Origin of the sequence: Citrobacter sp. Cb031, from assembly GCF_030336725.1 — a bacterium.
Classification (GTDB): domain Bacteria; phylum Pseudomonadota; class Gammaproteobacteria; order Enterobacterales; family Enterobacteriaceae; genus Citrobacter; species Citrobacter braakii.
In genome coordinates, this window is sequence record NZ_JAOWDA010000025.1 from 125,750 (window position 1) to 149,993 (window position 24,244).

The following is a 24,244-nucleotide window of genomic DNA, read 5'->3' on the forward strand; positions in this document are numbered from 1 at the left end:
AGTGAGCACCTACCAACCACCTTTCGTCATCACTCCATTGATCCTCAATCAAGTCATTGAAATTGGGGAGTTGATGGGAAATTGGGCGGCGATGGCTGGTAGGGCATCTCCTCTTTTGCGCAAAGAGAATCGTATTCGTACTATTCAGGCTTCTTTAGCGATTGAGCATAATTCGTTGACTACGGAACAAGTCACCGCTCTGATGGAGGGGAAACGTATTCTGGCTCCGGCTAAAGATATACAGGAAGTCAGAAATGCGATTCTGGCCTATGAAAAAATGTCAGAGTGGAAAAGTGAAAGACTCTCCGATCTTTTACAGGCACATCAAATCCTGATGATGGGGCTTGTCGATAACCCGGGTCAATTGCGATCCGGCAATGTCGGTGTTTACAGGGAGAAACAGCTTATCCATATGGCCCCACCGGCGTCACAAGTTCTTCGATTGATGAATGACCTACTGGGCTGGTTAAAAACGACAGAGCTCCACCCACTGATTGCTGGTGCTATTTTCCATTATGAATTTGAATTCATTCATCCTTTTGCCGACGGCAATGGACGGATGGGCCGGTTGTGGCAGACATTAATCCTCCGTGAGTGGCGATCGGAATTGGCGTGGTTACCAGTAGAGACACTGATCCACTACCAACAGGATCGCTACTACCAGGTGTTAGGGCAGTGCGATCGGCAAAGTAGCTGCACGCCATTTATAGAATTTATCCTTGAAAACATCATCTTTGCTTTGCAAGAGGGATTGGGGAAATCATCAGCCCTGTCGGAAGAAATGTCGGAAGAAATGTCGGAAGAAATGTCGGAAGAAATGTCGCCTGATTTACTGGATATTGAAAAACGCATACTACAAATCTTGTCGAATCAGCCAGGCAGATCCGCCAAAAGTATCGCTGATGAGTGTGAAATCTCAGCCCGAACTGTAGAACGCTATCTGAAAGCGTTGCAGCTAAAAGGCAAACTGCAACGCGTTGGCGCGACGAAAGGGGGGCTATGGAGGGTAATTTAAACGACCAGCAGTTCAACCCCTGTTTTGGCCAGCGCTGATTTATCCTGTTTGCTGATACTGTCGTCGGTTATTACGCAGTTAATCTTCTCCATTGGAAGTACCTGATTAAAACCTCGTCGGTTAAATTTTGTTGCATCCAGTACGGCAATAACCTTATGTGCCGCAGCAGCCATCACGCTACTAATCGAATAGCCTTCGTTGAATGTCGTTATACCATTAGTGGCATCAATCCCGTCGGCGCCAACGAACATCAGGTCTGCGCTTATCCCTTGAAGGGAACGTTCAGCGATAGTGCCATGCATTGAATGAGTTTTGTGACGCACCGTGCCGCCGCAGACGACCAGCGTAATGTCTTTGTTTTCCGATAACGTAAACGCAGCGGGCAGGCTATTGGTAATAACTGTGATATTACTTTTTCGGTTTAGCGCCTCAGCGATCAGTAAGGTCGTGCTTCCGCTATCCAGAATCACGGTCATTCCTTCCTCGACCATTGCCGTTGCAGCCTGAGCGATCCGCTTTTTGGGATCGCTGGCAAGCTGATACCGATCTTCTAATAATACTTCCTGATTGTCACCTTCAGCCAGATGGCTTCCTGGTTTTGCCGCACCGCCATGAAAACGGGTGACCAGACCCTTCTCTTCTAATAACCGCAGGTCGGCGCGAATGGTTACTTCAGAAATACCAAAGGTATTCGAAAGATCCATTACCAGTACGCTACCCTGCGTATTAATCAGGTCGACAATTTTATTCCTTCTCTCAAATGAGTTCATATTGATTTGCCTGATAATTTGACTGCCACTAGTTTAATCGAAGGATTGCGAAAGGTGAACGCTAAATTTCGAAAGTAAATGTGAGCCAGCGCAGGTTGCTGGCTCGTTGGGTCAGGAGAGTTTGAGCAGAATTTTCCCCTGCATCGGCGCGCCATTGAGTGACTTGACTGCGCTGGCAAAGCTGTCGGCATCACCACTGTGGGCAATTAACGGCTCAAGCTGTAAGCGTTTCTCCGTGAGTAAACGGGCAGCGGTTTCCCACTCTTCTCCAGGCCATGGGCTGGAATAGTTCATCCAACTGCCAAGGATGGTTAACTCTTTACGCAATATTTGCCCAAAAACACCTGAAGCTAGCGCCAGATCGTGATGCAGCGTACCGACTAATGCCAGTTGAGCGCGAGGTCCGGCAATTTCGATCGACAGAGTAACAGTTTGTGGGGTTCCCGCAGTCTCCAGGATGAGTTGGTCAAATTGAATGTTCTCCAGACTGGAGTAGATCTCGATCGCACTCATCTCCCGACTGTTAAACACATAGGTTGCCCCCAGTTCTTTTGCTAACGCCAGCTTCTGCGGGTTGATATCAATCGCCGTGATGCTTTTTGCGCCGAGTTCGCGAGCACATTGCATTGCCAGTAAACCGATAGTACCTGCACCAGCGATGATCACGTTTTTGCCTTCGCATCCCTGAGCGAGGTGAAAAGCATGCAGGCCAACGGTAATGGGCTCAATGAATGCGCCATCATCAATCGGCATTTCTGAAGGCAGGCGGAACAGGTTGGCGCGTTTTACCACCACATATTCTGCATTGCCGCCTTCGCTGCGCGATCCGACAAACTGATATTGCTTACACAATGAGAAATATCCACGCTCGCACTGAGGACAGTGGAAGCAGGGGAGCAACGGTACGCAGGCAACGGCATCTCCGGGTTGTAGATCGGTTACGCCCGCGCCGTAAGACTCAACATAGCCACTGAACTCATGCCCAAGTGTGATTGGATAATAGTGAGCGCCATGATTGAAGACTCGGGGAATATCTGAGCCGCAAAGCCCTGAACTGACCACCTTGACCAGTACATCTTCATCAGTTTGCAGTTGTGGTATGGGACGTTCTTCAACGCGTACGTCGCCCTCAGCGTGAATAACCACTGATTTCATAAGTGTCTCCAGAAAAGTGAAGGGGAGCAAATGCTCCCCAGAAATTAAGATGCGGTCTGGCTTTCTGTTATGGCTGCCGCTTTTTCAGCCGCCACGAAATTACGCGCCCGACGCCAGGTCAGCAGTACACCCAACAGGTAAATAGCACCGATAATGATGAAACCCACCACGTTCTGCCAGGTGAAGAGCTGGATTAGCAGCCAGGTGATTGGGGAACCGCCCTGGTCCATTGAAGCCACCATGCCACCGGCTTTCAATGCGCCCGCATTGGCGGCTAGCTGGGTATGTAAACCAATGGTTTGCGTGGCTATCCACAGGGTGATACCCATGATGATGACGCCGGAGATCAGCGTGCGGAAAAGGTTTCCCTGATGAACGGCTACCGCCATGGCGACAAAGAAACCAATGGTCGCGAGATCGCCGAATGGCAGAACCTGGTTTCCTGGTACCAGAACGGCAATCAGAATGGTCAGCGGGATAAAGATAAGACTGGCGGAAACCACTGACGTATGGCCGAGCAGTAGCGCAGGATCCAGGCCAATCAAGAACTCCTGGCCACCAAATTTTGCCTGCAGGCGCTTGCGAGCATGCTTTGCAATGGGAGTGAGTCCATCCATAATCGGTTTAATGACGCGCGGCATGAGCAACATAACGGCAGCTGTTTTAACCGCCAGTTGGAGCACAGCTTTAACGTCATACCCTGCCAGCATGCCGATCACTAACCCCATCACAAAACCGACGGTGACGGGTTCTCCGAAGGGGCCGAAGCGTTTTTGTACATCATCCGCACTGAAATGAATCCGGTTCAGACCTGGGATTTTTTCAATGATCGTATCAACCAGGACCGCTATCGGGCCCAGATATGCCGAGGAACCATGTGGAATGGCGATGCCTTCCAGGCCAAAAAAGTCGCGCGTGTCTTTGGCAAACCAGTCGCCCAGTTTGTAGACGAAGGCGGCATGAACAACCACACCGAGGATGCCCAACCAGTATGAACCGGTCGCCAGATGCAACATGGCGCCGGTAAACGTCATATGCCAGATATTCCAGATGTCGACATTCACCACACGGGTCATGCGGGTAACCAGCATCAGGATATTCACCCCAATGGCGACAGGAATCGCAATTAACGCAATTTGCGAAGCCCAGGTCATCGGTGATGAACCAGGCCAGCCGACATCGATGACGTGCAGGTTAATTTGAAACTGTTCTGCCATTGCTTTTGCGGCAGGTCCAATAGAGTCCAGCATCAGGCCGATTACCAGGCCGATGCCGACAAACCCAATCCCGATATGCAGACCAGATTTGAAACAATCCCCGAGCTTCATTCCCAGCAATTTTGAGAAGATGATGATCACTAACGGCAGCATAACCGTTGGACCTAAATCGAGGATATAACGCATTATTTCGCTAAACATGGCGTTACCCCACGAGGATGGTCAGGATTTTTTGCTGCAATGCTTCGATACCCACGCCTGAGACAAAAGGCATGCCGTGAACCACCGGGATATCGCCAAATGTACGGTCAACGCGAGCCGTGGTACAAATGAGGTCTGCGCCGTCCATATAGGTTTCGATTTCTGTTACACGACACTGAACCAGGTCGAGTTGTATATTGTTGGCTTCACAGAGTTCTTTAATTTCTTCCGCAGCCATTGTTGAAGTTGCTACAGCACCGCCACAGGCCACAATTACTTTACGTTTCATAGGGTATTCCTTTTATTATCAGTTTTTTATCAAATCTGGGCACAGAGCTCAGACTCAAGGATTTTTTCCCGAAAGAGCATTGCCAGTTCTGCATCGGGCGCATTCAGTAATGCTTCAATGGTGTTCGGGTTTTGTAGCTCACTAAACAGACGACGCAGGAGCTTCAGTTGTGCCGTCGGGTTCTCAACGATTAAGGCGATAATTAAAGAGACGGCGATCTCTTCATCATCATCCGCTTGTTGAAAGTTGACCGGTGTATCCGGGCGAATCAGATAGATAGCAGGAGATTTAGCATGGACAGCTTCACAATGTGGAATCGCAACGGCATGACGTTCCAGCGCTATTCCAGTTGGAAAGGTTGCTTCACGCTCAATCAGGGCCTGCGGGTAACTTTCGTGCACGACCCCTTTGGCCAGCATCTCCTCCCCAATATGTGTCAGCGCATGCTGACACGAGCTAAAGTTAATTCCTGTTCGGACAAAAAGTTGGCTCATATATTCTCCTGATTTCAGGCAAGTGCTGGTGCGCAACCAAAGCGATAGGCGCGCAGAACGTCCTGAATTTTGTCGATAATCAGATTGTGTGGCGTCGCGGTTAACGTTCCTTCAGACAGACGCTCAAATTGCACGGGCATAAACTGGCTAATTAGCCCCAGTGGTAAAGCGACGTCATTAAGATTGGTTATTAATTTCTCTACGCTTTGACGAATGCGGGGATGCGGCCAGTAGTAACGAATACGGTCGGAGAGACTGAAGTGAATATCAACCATCGCCTGACTCCAGGTTGGGCGATAGTATTTTTTCCAGTAGTCCGGTTCATTCAACATAACTTCGTCAATCACTTCCAATACCCGGCTTCTTTGCTCCGGAGATACCAGTTCATTTTCCATTTGCGCAAGGGCAAAAATAGCTTCACGCAGAGCGAAGGTGAGTGCTGGACCCACTTTCAAAATCGCATAGTGATCGCGTACCAGCGCACGGTATGCCTGGCGGGTTTGATAATCTGTGGAATGCGCTTCGTAGACCATTGGGGTCTCTTTGATCCAGGCGGAAAGCGCTTTTGCAGCTTGTGGCTGATAGTGAATAATTTGAGTGTGATCGAATTCGACGCCGGGCTGGACCACAATGGCGATTACGCGCGTTAACGCTTCTTCAAGCCCTAATGCACTGAAGGCAACCTGATGGGTTTCCAGTGTCCGGGCGGCATCTTCTTCACGTGTGACATGAACGCTACCGATGGTGGTGGCTTCTCCACCAGGTACGGGAACTTCAGTGCCAATCACGTAAGTCAGTTGGCGTTTCTGTTCTTCGGTTGCTGTTGATTCTGCTGCCTGGCAAAGTATGGCTGCTCGCTGAGCAACAACCATCGGGTCTAGCGGTGTCGGATCGTCAGCGCAGGACATTGAAGCATCAAGATGGATTTTGCTGAATCCTGCGGCGACGTAAGCTTTAATCAAGGCTACGGATTTCTCCATCGCTTCTGCCGCTACTTCATTTTGCCAGCAGTTAGGGCCGAGGTGATCGCCCCCCAGGATCAGTCTTTCTCGAGGGAAGCCAATTTCTTGTGCGATGCCATAGACAAAATCACGGAAATCGGCGGGTTTCATCCCGGTATAGCCACCAAACTGATTAACCTGATTAGACGTTGCTTCGATCAGAACTTTACTGTCCGTATTGAGATCAAAGCGTAATGCGGATTCAATGACCAACGGATGTGCTGAACAAACAGAACAAATACCTAAATGTTCACCTGCTTTATGACGAGAGATTATTTCTTTCACTTCTATCTCCGATATCTTTTGTTTATCTTCATAATATTTTTGGATTGAAGGCAAAGGGTAAAAGCAGCTTTCGTGATCCAGCTTTAAAACAGACCTTTGCCAGAATTCATACAATTCATATTAATCAGTTACTTATAGTTTTCCTTCGCAACCGCAGTCGGCAATGACTTTACGTACCACTTCTTTCATGGCGGCTTTTGCTGGCATCATGTAATGCCGTGGGTCATTCGCATTGGTATTTGTACTCAGATAGGTTTTGAGTGCGCCAGAAAAGGCGATTTTGAGTTCGGTAGCGACGTTGACTTTGCAGATCCCTAAAGAGATGGCACGCTTAATATCATGTGCTGGCAGGCCGGATGCGCCATGTAGAACCAGTGGAATATCAACGGACTGACGAATTTCTGTTAGCCGTTCAAAATCCAGTTTAGGTTCAGTGCTATACAGTCCATGAGCTGTGCCAATCGCGACCGCCAGTGAGTCGATACCGGTTTTTTCCACGAACTCCCGAGCCTGTTCTGGGTGGGTATAAAGCGCATCTTTTCCGTCCACGATTAGGTCATCTTCTTGTCCACCCAACCGTCCGAGCTCAGCTTCAACGCTAACGTCATAGCGGTGGCAGTAATCCGTTACGTGTTTAACTAACGCAATGTTGTCGACAAACGGCAGATGGGAACCATCGATCATGACGGAGCGAATACCTGTAGCGACTTTCTCTTCAATATCGGTGGCGCTTTCATGGTGATCGAGATGGATGGCGAGAGGATGGTTCCAGCATCTTGCCAGTTCACTGGCGATTGCAACGATATTACCGACACCGGCATAGCTAAAAGTGCCAGGCGTGCCGGCGACGATCAACGGAGAGCGTAGTTCGGCTGCTGTTTCCACGACAACCTGTAAGGTCTCCAGGTTGTGAATGTTAAACGCCGGTACGGCATAGCCTTCTCGCTGTGCCTTCTTCAGCATCATTTTGCTTGAGATGATAAACATACTTCCTCCGAAGTCTTTCGATTGCTTTCTTCGAAATAAAGTATAGGGTTTCGTAACGTTTTTTTGTGATTTCGATCTGATAAATGAAAGTTTCGAAAGAAAAGGGAGGGTTGCGAAAGTATATGGCAAAAAAAAAAGCATGCCCGAAGGCATGCTCATGAAGAAAAAATGTGGATAATCAGGTCACTGGCGCCGGGTTAAACACCGCCAGCTGGTTATGCAGTCCCCATTGATCCGAGAAGGTTTTCTTACGCCCACTGGCGACGTCGAGAATAAACTCGAACAGTTTCAGACCCACGTCTTCAATGGTTTCTTCCCCGGTGGCGATGGTGCCTGCGTTGATGTCCATCAGGTCAAACCAACGGTTGGCCAGCTCGGTACGGGTCGCCATTTTTATCACCGGCACGGCCATCAGGCCGTACGGCGTACCGCGACCGGTGGTGAACACCTGCACGGTGATCCCGGAAGCGACCTGCTGCGTACCGCAGACAAAATCACTGGCGGGTGTAGCCGCGTAAATCAGGCCGCGTTTGGTTGGGCGTTGGCCCGGCGACAAGACTTCGACAATCGCGCTCTTGCCAGACTTGGCAATAGAACCCAGCGCTTTTTCCACCACGTTTGCCAGACCGCCTTTCTTGTTGCCAGGAGAAGGGTTGGCGCTGCGATCCGTTTTGCCCATATCAAGGTAGTTATCGTACCAGGCCATCTCTTCAAGCAGGCGTTTACCTACTTCTTCGTTAATCGCACGTGGGGTCAGAAGATGGATGGCATCGCGCACTTCGGTAACCTCAGAGAACATTACGGTGGCGCCGCAGCGTACTAACAGGTCGGAGGCATAACCGACCGCCGGGTTGGCCGTCACGCCTGAAAACGCATCGCTGCCGCCGCACTGCATGCCGACCACCAGTTCTGACGCCGGGCAGGTTTCACGCTGGCGTTGATTGAGTTTTGCCAGATGGCGTTCGGCCACCTGCAAAATATCGGCAACCATCGATTGAAAGCCAACGTGTTTTTCATCCTGCAGGCTGACGATGCTGGCGCTGTCGACCGGAATACTTTTCACGTCGTGCGTGCCTTCCAGCAGGCGCTCTGGCTGCAGTTTTTCGCAGCCGAGTCCAATGACCATCACTTCACCGCCAAAGTTCGGGTTTAGCGCAATATTGTGAATGGTACGAATCGGCACGATGGCGGCTGGGGCATTAATCGCCACGCCGCAGCCGTACAGGTGATTGAGTCCGACCACGCCGTCAACGTTCGGGTATTTGGGCAGCAGATCGCGCTCAATGATTTTCACCACATAATCCACCACGCCCGCCACGCAGTGCACGCTGGTGGAAATACCGAGCAGATTCTTGGTGCCGACACTACCGTCCGCATTGCGATAACCTTCGAAGGTGTAACCCTCAAGAGGCGGCAGCGGCTCTGGCACTTTGGTTGCCAGCGGCAGCGTCTCCAGCGGCGGGGCCTTGGGTAGCTCAACCATTGATTCATCAATCCAACTGCCGCGTGGGATATCGCGAACGGCATAGCCTATCACTTCGCCATAACGCACGATTTCGCCGCGAACAGGAATATCCAAGAGCGCCACTTTATGTCCCTGGGGAATATGTTCAATGAGTTCCAGTCCGTCTGGAAAACGCGTCCCAGCTTTCAGACCATTGTCATTGACAATTATCGCCACATTATCTGTTTCGTGAACTTTAATATAAAACGCCGTTGGCGATTCTTGTCTGATTTCGATGTCGGCCATTGTCCAGTATTCTCCAACAAGGTGGTGATAATAGTGTGGATATTTATATTTTGAATCTAATTATAAGTAATAAAGATTCGGTATCGTGAAATAAGAATGTCAGGAGTTTATCGCCAAGAATGTGATGATGATCACTTAAACTCAGCAAGGCCGCCCCACCAGGGGTAGCAATACGTAAATGTGTGCATTAGCGCCCATGTATGTGTGCATATGCCCAAAACATTATTTTAATAACGCATGTTTAATGAGCGCTTGCACAATGATTAACGTGGCGCTGCTGATTATACTAAATCACGGTTTCATAGCGTCTGATAAATTATTATGCATTCTTATTATCAGTAATTTATCACCAGGAATATCTACCCAATAATAATAAAAATTTAATGTACCCGAGGTAATTAGAATGATTCTGGATACAGTTGTCGAGAAAAAGAAAGGCACGCACACCCGTTACTTAATATTGCTGATAATATTTATCGTTACAGCCGTTAACTATGCGGACCGTGCAACGCTGTCAATTGCCGGCACGGAAGTGGCGAAAGAGTTACAGCTCAGTGCCATCTCAATGGGGTACATTTTCTCCGCTTTCGGCTGGGCTTACCTGTTAATGCAAATCCCCGGCGGCTGGCTGCTGGATAAGTTCGGTTCTAAGAAAGTCTACACCTACAGCCTGTTCTTCTGGTCGCTGTTTACCTTCCTGCAGGGCTTTGTAGACATGTTCCCGCTGGCCTGGGCGGGTATTTCAATGTTCATCATGCGCTTTATGCTGGGCTTCTCGGAAGCGCCGTCCTTCCCGGCGAATGCCCGGATCGTGGCGGCCTGGTTCCCGACGAAAGAGCGCGGTACGGCGTCCGCAATTTTTAACTCCGCACAGTATTTCTCTCTGGCGCTGTTTTCGCCGCTGCTGGGCTGGCTGACCTTCGCCTGGGGCTGGGAACATGTCTTTACCGTGATGGGCGTGATTGGTTTTGTGCTCACCGGGCTGTGGGTAAAGTTTATTCATAACCCAACCGATCACCCGCGTATGTCGCAAGAAGAGCTGAAGTTTATCTCTGAAAACGGCGCGGTCGTGGATATGGACCATAAAAAGCCGGGTGATGTGAAGTCAGGCGGTCCTAAATTGCATTATATCAAGCAGTTGCTCACTAACCGTATGATGCTCGGCGTGTTCTTCGGACAGTATTTTATCAACACAATTACCTGGTTTTTCCTCACCTGGTTCCCGATTTACCTGGTACAGGAAAAAGGCATGTCGATCCTGAAAGTGGGCCTGGTGGCTTCGATCCCTGCGCTGTGCGGATTTGCCGGTGGCGTACTCGGCGGCGTGTTCTCTGATTATCTGATTAAACGTGGCCTCAGCATCACTCTGGCACGTAAGCTGCCGATTGTGCTCGGAATGCTGCTCGCCTCGACCATTATTCTGTGTAACTACACCGATAACACCACCCTGGTGGTGGCGCTGATGGCGCTGGCGTTCTTCGGTAAAGGCTTCGGGGCGCTGGGATGGCCGGTGATTTCCGATACTGCGCCGAAAGAGATTGTCGGTCTGTGCGGTGGGGTATTTAACGTATTTGGCAATGTGGCTTCCATCGTCACCCCGCTGGTGATTGGGTATCTGGTGAGCGAGCTGCACTCATTTAATGCTGCGCTGATGTTTGTAGGGTGCTCGGCGCTGATGGCAATGGTTTGCTACCTGTTTATTGTCGGTGACATTAAACGTATGGAATTGCAGAAATAAACAAAGGTGTAAGCGATGAATAACACGATTTTTCCGAATAAGTTTAAAGCGGCTCTCGCGGCGCAACAGATTCAGATTGGCTGCTGGTCTGCATTAGCCAGCCCAATCAGTACCGAAGTTTTAGGCCTGGCGGGTTTTGACTGGCTGGTGCTGGACGGCGAACACGCGCCGAACGACATATCGACGTTTATCCCGCAATTGATGGCGCTGAAAGGCAGCGCCAGCGCGCCGGTAGTGCGCGTACCGACCAACGAGCCGGTAATTATCAAACGCCTGCTGGATATCGGATTTTACAATTTCCTGATCCCGTTCGTGGAGACGGAAGAAGAGGCGGTGAACGCCGTGGCGTCGACCCGCTATCCGCCGGAAGGTATTCGCGGCGTGTCCGTATCCCATCGCGCCAATATGTTTGGCACCGTACCGGACTACTTTGCGCAGTCGAATAAGAACATCACCATCATCGTGCAGATCGAAAGTCAGCAGGGCGTCGATAACGTTGACGCAATCGCGGCGACAGAAGGCGTCGACGGGGTCTTCGTCGGCCCAAGCGATCTGGCTGCGGCGTTAGGCCACCTCGGCAATGCGTCACACCCTGATGTGCAGAAAGCTATCCAGCACATTTTTGCCCGCGCGAAAGCACACGGCAAACCAAGCGGCATTCTGGCCCCGGTAGAGGCGGATGCGCGTCGTTATCTGGAGTGGGGCGCGACGTTTGTTGCCGTTGGCAGCGATCTTGGCGTGTTCCGTTCAGCCACGCAAAAATTGGCTGATTCTTTTAAGAAATAACCCCCCTCGACAGTAGAGAGAGATAAAGACATGACAATGAAAGTTGGTTTTATTGGCCTCGGTATTATGGGTAAACCAATGAGTAAAAACCTCCTCAAGGCAGGTTACTCGCTGGTGGTTGCTGACCGTAACCCGGAATCCATTGCGGAAGTGATTGCCGCAGGCGCAGAAACCGCCGCCACGGCGAAAGATATTGCCGAGCAGTGCGATGTGATCATCACCATGCTGCCGAATTCTCCGCATGTGAAAGAAGTGGCGCTGGGAGAGGGCGGCATTATTGAAGGGGCGAAACCGGGGACAGTGCTGATCGACATGAGCTCCATCGCGCCGTTAGCCAGCCGTGAAATCAGCGACGCGCTGAAAGCGAAAGGCGTGGATATGCTGGACGCGCCGGTAAGCGGCGGCGAACCGAAAGCCATCGACGGTACTCTGTCGGTGATGGTTGGCGGTGATAAAGCGATTTTTGACAAATATTATGATCTGATGAAAGCGATGGCAGGTTCCGTGGTACATACCGGTGACATCGGCGCGGGTAACGTCACCAAGCTGGCGAATCAGGTGATTGTGGCGCTGAACATTGCGGCGATGTCGGAAGCGCTGACGCTGGCGACCAAAGCGGGCGTAAACCCGGATCTGGTGTATCAGGCGATCCGTGGTGGGCTGGCGGGAAGCACCGTACTGGATGCGAAAGCGCCAATGGTTATGGACAGAAACTTTAAGCCGGGTTTCCGTATCGACCTGCATATTAAAGATCTGGCGAACGCGCTGGATACCTCTCATGGCGTTGGCGCTCAGTTACCGCTGACTGCTGCAGTCATGGAGATGATGCAGGCGCTACGCGCTGATGGGCTGGGCACCGCCGATCATAGCGCACTCGCATGCTACTACGAAAAACTGGCGAAAGTGGAAGTCACTCGCTAACAAGAAGGGCGCGGATGCGCGCCCTGTATTTCTTGCCTTGCGCGGCACTGTCAGGCTACATAACTATGAAAATCGTAATTGCCCCAGACTCTTATAAAGAAAGCCTTTCTGCCACCGAGGTAGCTCAGGCAATAGAAAAAGGATTTCGGGAAATTTTCCCCGATGCGCAATATGTTTCTGTCCCGGTTGCCGATGGCGGTGAAGGAACGGTCGAAGCCATGATTGCCGCTACGCAGGGGAGTGAACATTCGGCGTGGGTGACAGGGCCGCTGGGCGAAAAAGTGAATGCCTGCTGGGGCATGTCTGGAGATGGTAAAACCGCGTTTATCGAAATGGCGGCAGCCAGCGGTCTGGCGTTAGTTCCTCCTGAAAAGCGTAACCCGTTAGTCACCACGTCGCGCGGCACCGGGGAGTTGATTTTGCAGGCGCTGGATAGCGGTGCGCAGAGCATCATTATTGGTATTGGCGGCAGTGCGACCAACGACGGCGGCGCGGGTATGGTGCAGGCGCTGGGGGCGAAACTCTGCGACGCCAACGGGACAGAGATTGGCAACGGTGGTGGAAGCCTGGAGAGTCTGAACACCATCGATATATCGGGCCTGGATCCGCGCTTAAAAACCTGCTCAATTCGCGTGGCCTGCGATGTGACCAATCCACTTACCGGCGATACTGGCGCTTCGCGCATTTTTGGCCCGCAGAAAGGGGCGACGGAAGAACGCATTATCGAACTGGACCGCAATCTGTCTCACTATGCCGACATCATTAAAAAATCGCTGCGGGTTGATGTGAAAGACGTTCCTGGCTCTGGTGCGGCTGGCGGAATGGGCGCCGCATTAATGGCTTTTTTAGGTGCGGAGCTGCGCAGTGGTATTGAGATTGTGACCCAGGCGCTCAATCTGGAAGAGCATATTCATGACTGTACGCTGGTGGTGACCGGAGAAGGGCGGATTGACAGCCAGAGCATTCACGGCAAAGTGCCGGTGGGTGTGGCGAATGTCGCGAAGAAGTACCACAAGCCGGTAATTGGTATTGGCGGCAGCCTGACGCGCGATGTGGAGGTGGTGCATCAATATGGTATCGATGCGGTGTTTAGCGTATTAACCACCATCAGCACGCTGGAAGAGGCCTTTCGTGGGGCATTTGATAATATTTATCGCGCTTCAAGAAACATCGCCGCCACGTTGGCGATAGGAATGCGCAGTGCGGGGTGACAATGCCCCGCAAACCCTCTATACTGCGCGCCGAAGCTGACCAGACAGTCGCCGCTTCGTCGTCGTCCTCTTCGGGGGAGACGGGCGGAGGGGAGGAAAGTCCGGGCTCCATAGGGCAGGGTGCCAGGTAACGCCTGGGGGGGAAACCCACGACCAGTGCAACAGAGAGCAAACCGCCGATGGCCCACGCAAGTGGGATCAGGTAAGGGTGAAAGGGTGCGGTAAGAGCGCACCGCGCGGCTGGTAACAGTCCGTGGCACGGTAAACTCCACCCGGAGCAAGGCCAAATAGGGGTTCACAAGGTACGGCCCGTACTGAACCCGGGTAGGCTGCTTGAGCCAGTGAGCGATTGCTGGCCTAGATGAATGACTGTCCACGACAGAACCCGGCTTATCGGTCAGCTTCACCTCTTTATAAAACCCCGCTTCGGCGGGGTTTTTGCTTTGTAGGCAGACTGTCCACGACGCTATACTCAAAAGAACGCGGCTTATCGGTCAGCTTCACCTCTTTATAAAAACCCCGCTTCGGCGGGGTTTTTGCTTTGTAGGCAGACTGTCCACGACGCTATACTCAAAAGAACGCGGCTTATCGGTCAGCTTCACCTCTTTATAAAAACCCCGCTTCGGCGAGGTTTTTTGCTTTATAGGCAGACTGTCCACGACGCTATGCTCAAAAGAACGCGGCTTATCGGTCAACTTCACTCTTTATAAAAACCCCGCTTCGGCGAGGTTTTTTGCTTTATAGACCGGATAAGACGTTTACACTGCCATCCGGCAGACGTTTTTCCTGTCGTGTTGTAGTTGGTTCACCACGAATCTGGCCTTTATTTCCCATTCATTTCATCGTTATTTGACCTTTATTTACGCGCTAAACTTCTTTTATCTAAGGGAATGTCTCGCGGGATATTTCATTTTTTGTGATGACTAGCACAAAACGCTGCGCGATACGTTTTTATCGAGAATAATCGAACGCAATCGATCGCCATCACAAAATTACTGGCTGATAAATCGTACAAAACTACTGTTAATGCAATGTTGCATTTGATGGTTCTTTGTGTGTTTTGGTTTAAATATTAATAAATGCAATGTTTCTTTACAAACAAATAAGGCTAAAAAACGTGATGCATAACGTTATTTGACCACTATAAACGATAAAATATAATTATATTTGATAAGTTGCTTATTAAATTTAAGCGCTGTTTTGCCTGGTAATTACTCTGTAATTGATTGAAATATAGCCTTTCGTGGTTTTAAGAAATAGCAGGAGAAATGGTGTTGTTATAGCCATAAAAAATCGTTATCCCCCCATCTTTTTTTGATTAAAGTCAGGATAAAGTGAGATCGATATTTCATATCTATATGATTATTAAGTGATTTCAATTTAAATAATAGTCTTACAAAATGTAAGTCAAGGGGATTTGTGAGTGGTAGCACATATCCTCGTTCGCTTAATTTGGTACACTTCCTGCCGTCAACAAAGTAATTAGCGCAGGTCGATATGAATACTATTACACTCCCTAAAACACAGCACTTAGTGGTCTTTCAGGAAGTCATTAGAAGCGGTTCTATCGGCTCAGCTGCAAAAGAATTAGGTTTAACTCAACCGGCTGTCAGCAAAATCATTAATGATGTAGAAGCTTATTTCGGTATTGAGTTAGTCGTACGCAAAAATACTGGTGTGACATTAACTCAGGCAGGTCAGGTTATGCTCTCATGGTCTGAATCTATTACCCGTGAAATGAAGAACATGGTTGATGAGATGAACAGCATGACGAGCAATGCGGTCGTTGATGTGTCGTTTGGCTTTCCTTCACTGATTGCCTTCACCATCATGTCCGGCATGATTAAAAAATTCAAAGAAGTGTTCCCGAAAGCGCAGGTTTCCATGTATGAAGCTCAGCTCTCCTCGTTCTTACCTGCGATTCGTGACGGGCGTCTGGACTTCGCGATCGGTACGCTGAGTGATGAGATGAAACTGCACGATCTGCATGTTGAACCGCTCTTTGAGTCAGACTTCATCCTGGTTGCCAGCAAGTCCCGAACATGCACCGGCATCACCTCGCTGAGCGCGTTGAAAAACGAACAGTGGGTGTTGCCACAAACGAATATGGGGTACTACAGTGAACTTCTAACCACGTTACAAAATAATGGCATCAGCAGTGAAAACATCGTTAAAACAGACTCCGTCGTTACGATTTATAATCTTGTTCTCAATGCTGATTTCTTAACAGTAATTCCCTGCGATATGACCACACCATTTGGCTCAAACCAGTTTATTACTATCCCGGTAGAAGAAACCTTACCCGTCGCGCGTTATGCCGCCGTATGGTCGAAAAATTATCGAATTAAAAAAGCAGCATCTATTTTGGTGGAATTAGCCAAAGAGTATTCATCATATAATTGTCGGAGACGAAGGCAATTAATTGAAATTGATTAAAGATTGAATTTGTTTTAACACGAAATCAACGCCATCTGTCTATTTCTGACAATGGTCACGGCTATCTATTTACTTTAATACCCTAGTAAGAGGTTCTAATGCACATTACATACGATCTCCCAGTTGCAATTGAAGATATCCTCGAAGCGAAAAAAAGACTGGCGGGGAAAATTTATAAAACGGGAATGCCTCGCTCTAACTATTTTAGTGAACGTTGCAAAGGGGAAATTTTCCTCAAGTTTGAAAATATGCAGCGTACCGGTTCATTTAAAATCCGTGGTGCGTTTAACAAGCTCAGTTCATTAACCGAAGCTGAAAGATGTAAGGGCGTGGTGGCTTGCTCTGCAGGTAACCATGCGCAAGGGGTTTCTCTCTCCTGCGCCATGCTCGGAATTGACGGCAAAGTGGTCATGCCGAAAGGCGCGCCGAAGTCTAAAGTTGCTGCAACCTGTGATTATTCCGCAGAGGTTGTGCTGCACGGCGACAATTTCAACGACACCATCGCTAAGGTTAGCGAGATTGTGGAAACTGAAGGCCGTATCTTTATTCCACCATATGATGACCCGAAAGTAATTGCTGGTCAGGGCACTATTGGTCTGGAAATTCTGGAAGATCTGTACGATGTCGATAACGTGATTGTGCCAATTGGCGGTGGCGGACTGATTGCTGGTATTGCAGTGGCAATTAAATCTATTAACCCGACTATTAAAATTATTGGCGTACAGTCTGAAAATGTTCACGGCATGGCGGCTTCTTTCCACGCTGGAGAAATAACCACGCACCGAACGACCGGCACCCTGGCGGATGGTTGTGACGTTTCCCGCCCGGGTACTTTAACGTATGAAATTGTTCGTGAGTTGGTGGATGACATTGTCCTGGTCAGCGAAGATGAAATTCGCAACAGCATGGTGGCATTAATTCAGCGAAATAAAGTTGTGACTGAAGGTGCCGGCGCGCTGGCTTGCGCAGCATTATTAAGCGGGAAATTAGATAGCTATATCCAGAACAGAAAAACAGTCAGCATTATTTCTGGCGGTAATATCGACCTTTCTCGTGTATCTCAAATTACTGGTTTAGTTGACGCTTAATATACTTCGTTGAGGATAGGATATGAGTACTACTGATAGCATTGTATCCAGCCAGACAAAACAGTCGTCCTGGCGCAAATCGGACACCACCTGGACACTGGGTTTATTTGGTACAGCCATCGGCGCCGGGGTGCTGTTCTTCCCTATCCGCGCAGGTTTTGGCGGACTGATCCCCATTCTGATAATGCTGGTGTTAGCATACCCCATCGCCTTCTATTGCCACCGTGCGCTGGCACGCCTGTGTCTTTCCGGTTCTAACCCTTCCGGTAACATCACAGAAACGGTTGAAGAGCACTTTGGTAAAACGGGCGGCGTGGTTATCACGTTCCTCTACTTCTTTGCGATTTGTCCGCTGCTGTGGATTTATGGCGTCACCATTACCAACACCTTTATGACCTTTTGGGAAAACCAGTTGCAGATGCCAGCGTTAAACCGCGGCTTCGTGGCACTGTTCCTGCTGCTGTTGATGGCATTCGTCATCTGGTTTGGTAAGGATCTGATGGTTAAAGTAATGAGCTACCTGGTATGGCCGTTTATTGCCAGCCTGGTGCTGATCTCTCTGTCTCTGATTCCTTACTGGAACTCTGCGGTTATCGATCAGGTTGATCTCAGCAATATCGCTCTGACTGGCCATGACGGCATCCTGGTTACCGTGTGGCTGGGTATTTCCATCATGGTGTTCTCTTTCAACTTCTCACCTATCGTTTCTTCCTTCGTGGTCTCTAAACGTGAAGAGTATGAGAAAGATTACGGTCGCGAATTTACCGAGCAGAAATGTTCAAAAATCATCTCCCGCGCCAGTATGCTGATGGTTGCCGTGGTGATGTTCTTTGCCTTTAGCTGCCTGTTCACGCTCTCTCCGGCAAACATGGCGGATGCGAAAGCGCAGAACATTCCAGTACTGTCTTACCTGGCGAACCACTTCGCTTCACTGTCCGGTTCGAAGTCCACCTTCGCGACCGTTCTGGAGTACGGCGCTTCAATCATCGCCCTGGTTGCTATCTTCAAATCTTTCTTCGGCCACTACCTGGGCACGCTGGAAGGTCTGAACGGTCTGGTGCTGAAGTTTGGTTACAAAGGCGATAAAACTAAGGTTTCCGCTGGCAAACTTAATACCATCAGCATGATCTTCATCATGGGCTCCACCTGGGTTGTGGCTTACGCCAACCCGAACATCCTGGACCTGATTGAAGCAATGGGCGCGCCGATTATTGCCTCTCTGCTCTGCCTGCTGCCGATGTATGCCATCCGTAAAGCGCCGTCACTGGCGAAATACCGTGGGCGTCTGGATAACGTGTTTGTTACCGTGATTGGTCTGCTGACTATCCTGAACATTGTCTACAAACTGTTTTAATCCTTAAGCTCAGGATGAGCGGAGTAGTGAAATGAATGAGTTTCCGGTAGTACTGGTTATTAACTGTGGTTCGTCTTCCATTAAATTCTCAGTGCTGGATGCAGCGAACTGTGAAGTTTTAATGGCGGGAATCGCGGACGGTATTAACTCTGAAAATGCGTTCATAGCAATTAATGGAGGAGAGCCAGCTAAGCTGGCTCACCACAGCTACGAAGACGCATTAAAAGCAATCGCCGTTGAACTGGAAAAACGTAATTTAATGGACAGCGTGGCCTTAATTGGCCACCGCATTGCCCACGGTGGAAATATCTTTACCGAATCAGCAATTATTACTGACGACGTTATCGATAATATTCGCCGGGTATCGCCTTTAGCTCCGTTACATAATTATGCGAACCTCAGTGGGATTGAATCCGCACAGCACCTTTTCCCAGGCGTGCAGCAGGTTGCGGTATTTGATACCAGCTTCCACCAGACGATGGCCCCAGAGGCCTATCTTTACGGTCTACCGTGGAAATATTTTGAGGAGTTAGGCGTTCGTCGTTATGGCTTCCACGGCACGTCGCACCGCTATGTATCTCAGCGAGCGCATGAGCTTCTTGAGCTGCAGAGTGATGACTCCGGTCTGGTTGTGGCTCACCTGGGGAACGGCGCGTCAATCTGCGCGGTGCGTAACGGGCAGAGCGTTGATACCTCAATGGGCATGACGCCGTTGGAAGGGTTGATGATGGGCACACGCAGCGGTGACGTCGATTTCGGCGCCATGGCGTGGATTGCCAGCGAAACCAACCAGACGCTGAGCGACCTTGAGCGCGTTGTGAATAAAGAGTCTGGTTTACTGGGTATTTCCGGTTTGTCCTCTGACTTACGTACGTTAGAAAAAGCCTGGCACGAGGGAAATGAGCGTGCGCAGTTGGCGATTAAAACGTTTGTGCATCGTATCGCGCGCCATATCGCCGGACATGCCGCTTCGCTGCATCGTCTTGATGGGATTATTTTCACCGGTGGAATAGGTGAGAACTCGGTATTAATTCGTCGTCTGGTTATCGAGCATCTCGCCGTTTTAGGGGTGAATATCGACAGCGAGATGAATAGCCTGCCAAATTCCCATGGCGAAAGAATTATCTCTAATAAAGATGCTTGTGTTATTTGTGCGGTTATTCCCACAAATGAAGAGAAAATGATTGCGCGTGATGCCATTGCGTTAGGCAAAATTAATATACCAGTAGAATTTGCATAATTAATTTTCAGCAGAGAGATTATTTTTCATGAAGGTAAATATCGATACCAGCGATATGCTGTATGCCGAAGCCTGGAATGGCTTTAAAGGTACGGACTGGAAAGAAGAAATTAATGTCCGTGATTTTATTCAGCACAACTATACGCCTTATGAAGGGGATGAATCTTTCCTCGCCGAAGCAACGCCAGCGACCACTGCATTGTGGGAAAAAGTCATGGCGGGCATCCGTATTGAAAACTCGACGCACGCGCCGGTTGATTTCGATACCAATATTGCCACCACGATAACCGCACATGATGCGGGTTATATTGAACAAGAACTGGAAAAAATCGTTGGTCTGCAAACGGATAAGCCGCTCAAGCGCGCTCTGCATCCGTTTGGCGGCATCAACATGATCAAAAGCTCTTTTGATGCTTATGGTCGTGAGATGGATGCTGATTTTGAATACCAGTTTACTGAACTGCGTAAAACCCATAACCAGGGCGTATTCGACGCCTACTCTCCGGATATGCTGCGCTGCCGTAAATCCGGCGTGCTGACCGGTCTGCCGGACGGCTATGGCCGTGGTCGTATCATCGGCGACTATCGCCGAGTCGCGCTGTACGGTATCCGCTACCTGGTACGCGAGCGTGAACTGCAGTTTGCCGATCTCCAGTCGAACCTGGAGTGGGGCCAGAATCTTGAAGCCACGATTCGCCTGCGCGAAGAACTGTCTGAGCACCGTCGCGCCCTGCTGCAGATGCAGGAAATGGCAGCGAAGTACGGCTGCGATATCTCCCGCCCGGCGCGTAATGCGCAGGAAGCGGTGCAGTGGGTTTACTTTGCTTACCTGGCTGCGGTGAAATCTCAGAACGGCGGCGCAATGTCGCTGGGCCGTACCGCATCGTTCCTCGATATCTACATTGAGCGCGATTTCAAAGCGGGAATTTTAAACGAGCAGCAGGCGCAGGAGCTGATCGACCACTTCATTATGAAGATCCGTATGGTGCGCTTCCTGCGCACGCCGGAATTCGACACCCTGTTCTCAGGCGACCCTATCTGGGCGACTGAAGTTATCGGCGGCATGGGGCTGGATGGTCGCACGCTGGTGACGAAAAACTCGTTCCGCTACCTGCATACGCTGCACACCATGGGACCGGCGCCTGAGCCGAACCTGACGGTGCTGTGGTCTGAAGCACTGCCGATTGCCTTCAAAAAGTACGCCGCCCAGGTGTCTATCATCACCTCGTCTTTGCAGTATGAAAACGACGATTTGATGCGTGCCGACTTTGACAGCGATGACTATGCCATTGCCTGCTGCGTAAGCCCGATGGTTATCGGCAAACAAATGCAGTTCTTCGGTGCGCGTGCCAACCTCGCCAAAACGTTGCTGTACGCAATCAACGGCGGCGTGGATGAGAAGCTGAAAATTCAGGTTGGGCCGAAAACGGCACCGCTGATGGATGACGTGCTGGATTACGATACGGTGATGGAGAGCCTGGACCACTTTATGGACTGGCTGGCCGTGCAGTACATCAGCGCGCTGAACATCATCCACTATATGCACGACAAGTACAGCTATGAAGCTTCGCTGATGGCGCTGCACGATCGTGATGTCTATCGCACTATGGCTTGTGGTATGGCGGGTCTGTCCGTGGCGGCGGATTCTCTGTCGGCTATCAAATACGCCCGCGTGAAACCGATTCGTGATGAAAACGGTCTGGCTGTCGATTTCGAAATCGAAGGCGACTATCCGCAATACGGCAACAACGACGAGCGAGTAGACAGCATTGCCTGCGACCTGGTCGAACGCTTCATGAAGAAAATTAAAGTGTTGCCAACCTACCGTAACGCGGTGCCGACGCAGTCCATCCTGACCATCACCTCCAACGTGGTGTACGGACAGAAAACCGGTAACACACCGGACGGACGTCGCGCAGGTACGCCGTTTGCACCAGGGGCTAACCCGATGCACGGTCGCGATCGTAAAGGCGCGGTTGCGTCGTTAACCTCGGTGGCCAAACTGCCGTTTACCTATGCCAAAGACGGCATCTCGTACACCTTCTCCATTGTGCCGGCTGCACTGGGCAAAGAAGATGGGGTGCGTAAAACCAACCTGGTTGGTCTGCTGGACGGTTACTTCCACCATGAAGCGCATGTGGAAGGTGGGCAGCATCTGAACGTTAACGTTATGAACCGTGAAATGTTGATGGATGCCATTGAGCACCCGGAAAACTATCCAAACCTGACGATCCGCGTGTCTGGCTATGCGGTGCGCTTCAACGCGTTGACCCGTGAACAGCAGCAGGATGTTATTTCACGTACTTTCACCCAGGCGCTCTGACGCCGGAGGGATTATGAGAAAAGTTATTGCAACCGAATGTGCGCCAGGGGCGATTGGGCCTTACGTACAGGGGGTGGATCTGGGCAGCATGGTGTTGACGTCAGGTCAAATCCCGGTGTGTCCACAGACCGGTGAAGTGGCAGAAAACGTGGCCGATCAGGCACGTCAAAGCCTGGAAAACGTGAAAGCGATCGTCGAGTCCGCAGGTTTGAAAGTGAGCGATATCGTGAAGACTACCGTTTTCGTATCCGACCTGAACGACTTCGCCACCATTAACCAGGTGTACCAGCAGTTCTTTGATGAGCATCAGGCTATCTACCCCACGCGCAGTTGCGTACAGGTCGCCCGCTTACCAAAGGATGTGAAGCTGGAGATTGAAGCCATCGCCGTACGTGGCGACACGCTGTAATCCCTTGCGGGGCGATCTCAGGATCGCCCCAATCCTTAATGAGTGTGAAACCTGGTCTTCACTGAACGGCAATCCGAGGGTGTGGATATGATTAGCGCATTCGATATTTTCAAGATTGGCATTGGACCTTCCAGCTCCCATACCGTGGGGCCAATGAACGCAGGTAAAAGCTTTATCGATTTGTTGGTCAGCAGCGGAGAACTCCGCAGAACCACGCATATTGTGGTCGATCTTTACGGATCGCTTTCCCTGACCGGGAAAGGTCATGCGACAGATGTCGCGATCATGATGGGGCTGGCCGGTAACAGTCCGCAAAACGTTAATATAGACTCAATCGCTGGTTTTACTCAGGAAGTGGCCCGTACCGGACGTTTGCCGGTTGCTGAGGGCACGCATGTTGTCGATTTCTCTCCAGATGAAAATATTCTCTTTCATACCGAAACCCTGCCACGCCATGAAAATGGCATGCGTATCACCGCGTGGAACGGCACCGAGAGGCTATTAAGCAAAACCTATTACTCCGTCGGCGGTGGTTTTATCATTGAAGAGGAGCAATTTGGGCAGGTGCATGATGTTGAAGCACACGTGCCCTACAATTTTCATTCCGCCAGCGAACTGCTGAAACTGTGCGAGCGCAATGGGCTGTCTGTTTCCGGCTTGATGATGCAAAACGAGCTGGCGATGCGCAGCAAAGAGGAAATCGATGCTGGCTTTGCCGCCATTTGGGACGTCATGCACGCCGGGATTGAGCGCGGCATGAACACCGAAGGCGTCCTGCCGGGGCCGCTTAACGTTCCGCGTCGCGCCGTGGCATTACGCCGGTTGCTGGTTTCCAGCGATAATCTGTCCAGCGACCCGATGAACGTTATTGACTGGATCAACATGTTCGCGCTGGCCGTGAGCGAAGAAAACGCCGCCGGGTGCCGGGTTGTGACGGCGCCGACCAACGGTGCATGTGGGATTATTCCCGCCGTATTGGCCTATTACGACAAGTTCCGCCGTCCGGTGAATGCGAACTCCATTGCCCGCTATTTGCTGGCCGCGGGGGCGATAGGCGCGCTGTATAAGATGAACGCCTCTATTTCTGGTGCTGAGGTGGGCTGCCAGGGTGAGATTGGCGTAGCCTGTTCAATGGCGGCTGCCGGTCTGACAGAACTGCTGGGCGGTAGCCCGTCGCAGGTCTGCATTGCAGCGGAAATCGCCATGGAGCATAACCTGGGGCTGACCTGCGATCCGGTAGCCGGACAGGTGCAAATACCGTGCATTGAACGTAATGCGATCAACGCAGTAAAAGCCGTCAACGCCGCGCGCATGGCGCTACGTCGAACGTCAGAACCACGCGTTTCGCTCGATAAAGTGATCGAGACCATGTATGAAACGGGCAAAGATATGAACGACAAATACCGTGAAACCTCACGCGGTGGGTTGGCAATTAAAGTGGTTTGTACCTGATGTGAAAAGACGTGCCTGGTCAGCGCAGCGCTATCCAGCAATAAATTAATCAATATGGCATGATAAAAAAGGTGCACGTTAGTGCGCCTTTTTTGTTGTGATCTGCTTCAAATATAGAAATT

The 24,244-nt window shown here is 50.5% G+C and carries 20 protein-coding genes and 1 other RNA gene; 13 read left to right on the forward strand and 8 right to left on the reverse strand.

All coding sequences use genetic code 11. The features are described from left to right. Position 1 precedes the first annotated feature (1 nt). The gene (locus OGV93_RS10385; RefSeq protein ID WP_109018219.1) at positions 2-1,015 is read left to right on the forward strand and encodes a Fic family protein; all 1,014 of its coding nucleotides are present in this window, start codon (positions 2-4) and stop codon (positions 1,013-1,015) included. On the opposite strand, the gene OGV93_RS10390 is transcribed toward OGV93_RS10385, so the two are convergent. From OGV93_RS10390 to garD, 8 genes are all read right to left on the reverse strand, one after another. After that, positions 1,012-1,785 (reverse strand): DeoR/GlpR family DNA-binding transcription regulator, encoded by a 774-nt coding sequence (locus OGV93_RS10390; RefSeq protein ID WP_003828620.1) that lies wholly within the window; start codon positions 1,783-1,785, stop codon positions 1,012-1,014. The two genes, OGV93_RS10385 and OGV93_RS10390, sit on opposite strands and share 4 nt — an antisense overlap. Positions 1,786-1,896: 111 nt before the next feature. Further along, on the reverse strand, positions 1,897-2,940 hold the full coding sequence (gene gatD / locus OGV93_RS10395) for a galactitol-1-phosphate 5-dehydrogenase (protein WP_101700725.1): 1,044 nt from the start codon (positions 2,938-2,940) through the stop codon (positions 1,897-1,899). Between the two features lie 44 nt (positions 2,941-2,984). After that, positions 2,985-4,358 carry a galactitol-specific PTS transporter subunit IIC gene (locus tag OGV93_RS10400; protein WP_016154648.1) on the reverse strand — a complete coding sequence of 458 codons (1,374 nt, stop codon included), beginning with the start codon at positions 4,356-4,358 and terminating at the stop codon, positions 2,985-2,987. Between the two features lie 4 nt (positions 4,359-4,362). Continuing rightward, a complete protein-coding gene (gene gatB, locus OGV93_RS10405) occupies positions 4,363-4,647 on the reverse strand; it encodes a PTS galactitol transporter subunit IIB (protein ID WP_003828616.1) in 285 nt (94 codons plus the stop codon). A gap of 29 nt (positions 4,648-4,676) precedes the next feature. After that, positions 4,677-5,141 (reverse strand): PTS galactitol transporter subunit IIA, encoded by a 465-nt coding sequence (gatA, locus tag OGV93_RS10410; RefSeq protein WP_019077770.1) that lies wholly within the window; start codon positions 5,139-5,141, stop codon positions 4,677-4,679. A gap of 14 nt (positions 5,142-5,155) precedes the next feature. Next, a complete protein-coding gene (gene gatZ, locus OGV93_RS10415; protein ID WP_016154646.1) occupies positions 5,156-6,427 on the reverse strand; it encodes a tagatose-bisphosphate aldolase subunit GatZ in 1,272 nt (423 codons plus the stop codon). Positions 6,428-6,559: 132 nt separating this feature from the next. After that, entirely contained in the window at positions 6,560-7,414 is an 855-nt protein-coding gene (locus OGV93_RS10420; protein WP_047358513.1) for a tagatose bisphosphate family class II aldolase, read from the reverse strand. Between the two features lie 178 nt (positions 7,415-7,592). Continuing rightward, the gene (gene garD, locus OGV93_RS10425) at positions 7,593-9,164 is read right to left on the reverse strand and encodes a galactarate dehydratase (RefSeq protein WP_016154637.1); all 1,572 of its coding nucleotides are present in this window, start codon (positions 9,162-9,164) and stop codon (positions 7,593-7,595) included. Between the two features lie 403 nt (positions 9,165-9,567). Here garD and garP point away from each other — a divergent pair, with 403 nt between their 5' ends. The 12 genes from garP to tdcG all read left to right on the forward strand — a co-directional run bounded on the left by garP (position 9,568) and on the right by tdcG (position 24,122). Next, on the forward strand, positions 9,568-10,902 hold the full coding sequence (gene garP, locus OGV93_RS10430; RefSeq protein ID WP_065554768.1) for a galactarate/glucarate/glycerate transporter GarP: 1,335 nt from the start codon (positions 9,568-9,570) through the stop codon (positions 10,900-10,902). Positions 10,903-10,917: 15 nt separating this feature from the next. After that, a complete protein-coding gene (gene garL, locus OGV93_RS10435; protein WP_005131731.1) occupies positions 10,918-11,688 on the forward strand; it encodes a 2-dehydro-3-deoxyglucarate aldolase in 771 nt (256 codons plus the stop codon). Positions 11,689-11,718: 30 nt separating this feature from the next. After that, positions 11,719-12,609 carry a 2-hydroxy-3-oxopropionate reductase gene (gene garR, locus OGV93_RS10440; protein ID WP_016154635.1) on the forward strand — a complete coding sequence of 297 codons (891 nt, stop codon included), beginning with the start codon at positions 11,719-11,721 and terminating at the stop codon, positions 12,607-12,609. 65 nt (positions 12,610-12,674) lie between these two features. Then, positions 12,675-13,820 (forward strand): glycerate 2-kinase, encoded by a 1,146-nt coding sequence (gene garK / locus OGV93_RS10445; protein ID WP_032931837.1) that lies wholly within the window; start codon positions 12,675-12,677, stop codon positions 13,818-13,820. A gap of 32 nt (positions 13,821-13,852) precedes the next feature. Further along, positions 13,853-14,229, forward strand: an RNA gene (gene rnpB, locus OGV93_RS10450) — RNase P RNA component class A. A 1,088-nt stretch (positions 14,230-15,317) separates the two neighbouring features. Then, positions 15,318-16,256, forward strand: coding sequence for a transcriptional regulator TdcA (gene tdcA / locus OGV93_RS10455; protein WP_003828596.1), 939 nt, complete (start codon positions 15,318-15,320; stop codon positions 16,254-16,256). 98 nt (positions 16,257-16,354) lie between these two features. After that, entirely contained in the window at positions 16,355-17,344 is a 990-nt protein-coding gene (gene tdcB / locus OGV93_RS10460) for a bifunctional threonine ammonia-lyase/L-serine ammonia-lyase TdcB (RefSeq protein ID WP_003828594.1), read from the forward strand. A gap of 22 nt (positions 17,345-17,366) precedes the next feature. Continuing rightward, complete coding sequence (gene tdcC / locus OGV93_RS10465; protein WP_016154633.1) at positions 17,367-18,698, forward strand: threonine/serine transporter TdcC; 1,332 nt, start codon at positions 17,367-17,369, stop codon at positions 18,696-18,698. A gap of 31 nt (positions 18,699-18,729) precedes the next feature. Beyond that, positions 18,730-19,938 (forward strand): propionate kinase, encoded by a 1,209-nt coding sequence (gene tdcD, locus OGV93_RS10470; RefSeq protein ID WP_287109549.1) that lies wholly within the window; start codon positions 18,730-18,732, stop codon positions 19,936-19,938. Positions 19,939-19,966: 28 nt separating this feature from the next. Further along, positions 19,967-22,261: a formate C-acetyltransferase gene (gene pflB, locus OGV93_RS10475; protein ID WP_016154631.1), complete on the forward strand. Its 2,295-nt coding sequence runs from the start codon at positions 19,967-19,969 to the stop codon at positions 22,259-22,261. A gap of 13 nt (positions 22,262-22,274) precedes the next feature. After that, a complete protein-coding gene (locus tag OGV93_RS10480; protein ID WP_016157544.1) occupies positions 22,275-22,670 on the forward strand; it encodes an enamine/imine deaminase in 396 nt (131 codons plus the stop codon). 87 nt (positions 22,671-22,757) lie between these two features. Continuing rightward, positions 22,758-24,122 carry an L-serine ammonia-lyase gene (gene tdcG, locus OGV93_RS10485; RefSeq protein ID WP_047358951.1) on the forward strand — a complete coding sequence of 455 codons (1,365 nt, stop codon included), beginning with the start codon at positions 22,758-22,760 and terminating at the stop codon, positions 24,120-24,122. The last annotated feature ends 122 nt before the right edge of the window (positions 24,123-24,244 follow it).

Coding starts and splice junctions, on each gene's coding strand:
- OGV93_RS10390 (WP_003828620.1), bottom strand. CDS start 1,785: ATGAACTCATTTGAGAGAAGGAATAAAATTGTCGACCTGATTAATACG.
- gatD (WP_101700725.1), bottom strand. CDS start 2,940: ATGAAATCAGTGGTTATTCACGCTGAGGGCGACGTACGCGTTGAAGAA.
- OGV93_RS10400 (WP_016154648.1), bottom strand. CDS start 4,358: ATGTTTAGCGAAATAATGCGTTATATCCTCGATTTAGGTCCAACGGTT.
- gatB (WP_003828616.1), bottom strand. CDS start 4,647: ATGAAACGTAAAGTAATTGTGGCCTGTGGCGGTGCTGTAGCAACTTCA.
- gatA (WP_019077770.1), bottom strand. CDS start 5,141: ATGAGCCAACTTTTTGTCCGAACAGGAATTAACTTTAGCTCGTGTCAG.
- OGV93_RS10420 (WP_047358513.1), bottom strand. CDS start 7,414: ATGTTTATCATCTCAAGCAAAATGATGCTGAAGAAGGCACAGCGAGAA.
- garD (WP_016154637.1), bottom strand. CDS start 9,164: ATGGCCGACATCGAAATCAGACAAGAATCGCCAACGGCGTTTTATATT.
- garP (WP_065554768.1), top strand. CDS start 9,568: ATGATTCTGGATACAGTTGTCGAGAAAAAGAAAGGCACGCACACCCGT.
- garL (WP_005131731.1), top strand. CDS start 10,918: ATGAATAACACGATTTTTCCGAATAAGTTTAAAGCGGCTCTCGCGGCG.
- garR (WP_016154635.1), top strand. CDS start 11,719: ATGACAATGAAAGTTGGTTTTATTGGCCTCGGTATTATGGGTAAACCA.
- garK (WP_032931837.1), top strand. CDS start 12,675: ATGAAAATCGTAATTGCCCCAGACTCTTATAAAGAAAGCCTTTCTGCC.
- tdcA (WP_003828596.1), top strand. CDS start 15,318: ATGAATACTATTACACTCCCTAAAACACAGCACTTAGTGGTCTTTCAG.
- tdcB (WP_003828594.1), top strand. CDS start 16,355: ATGCACATTACATACGATCTCCCAGTTGCAATTGAAGATATCCTCGAA.
- tdcC (WP_016154633.1), top strand. CDS start 17,367: ATGAGTACTACTGATAGCATTGTATCCAGCCAGACAAAACAGTCGTCC.
- tdcD (WP_287109549.1), top strand. CDS start 18,730: ATGAATGAGTTTCCGGTAGTACTGGTTATTAACTGTGGTTCGTCTTCC.
- pflB (WP_016154631.1), top strand. CDS start 19,967: ATGAAGGTAAATATCGATACCAGCGATATGCTGTATGCCGAAGCCTGG.
- OGV93_RS10480 (WP_016157544.1), top strand. CDS start 22,275: ATGAGAAAAGTTATTGCAACCGAATGTGCGCCAGGGGCGATTGGGCCT.
- tdcG (WP_047358951.1), top strand. CDS start 22,758: ATGATTAGCGCATTCGATATTTTCAAGATTGGCATTGGACCTTCCAGC.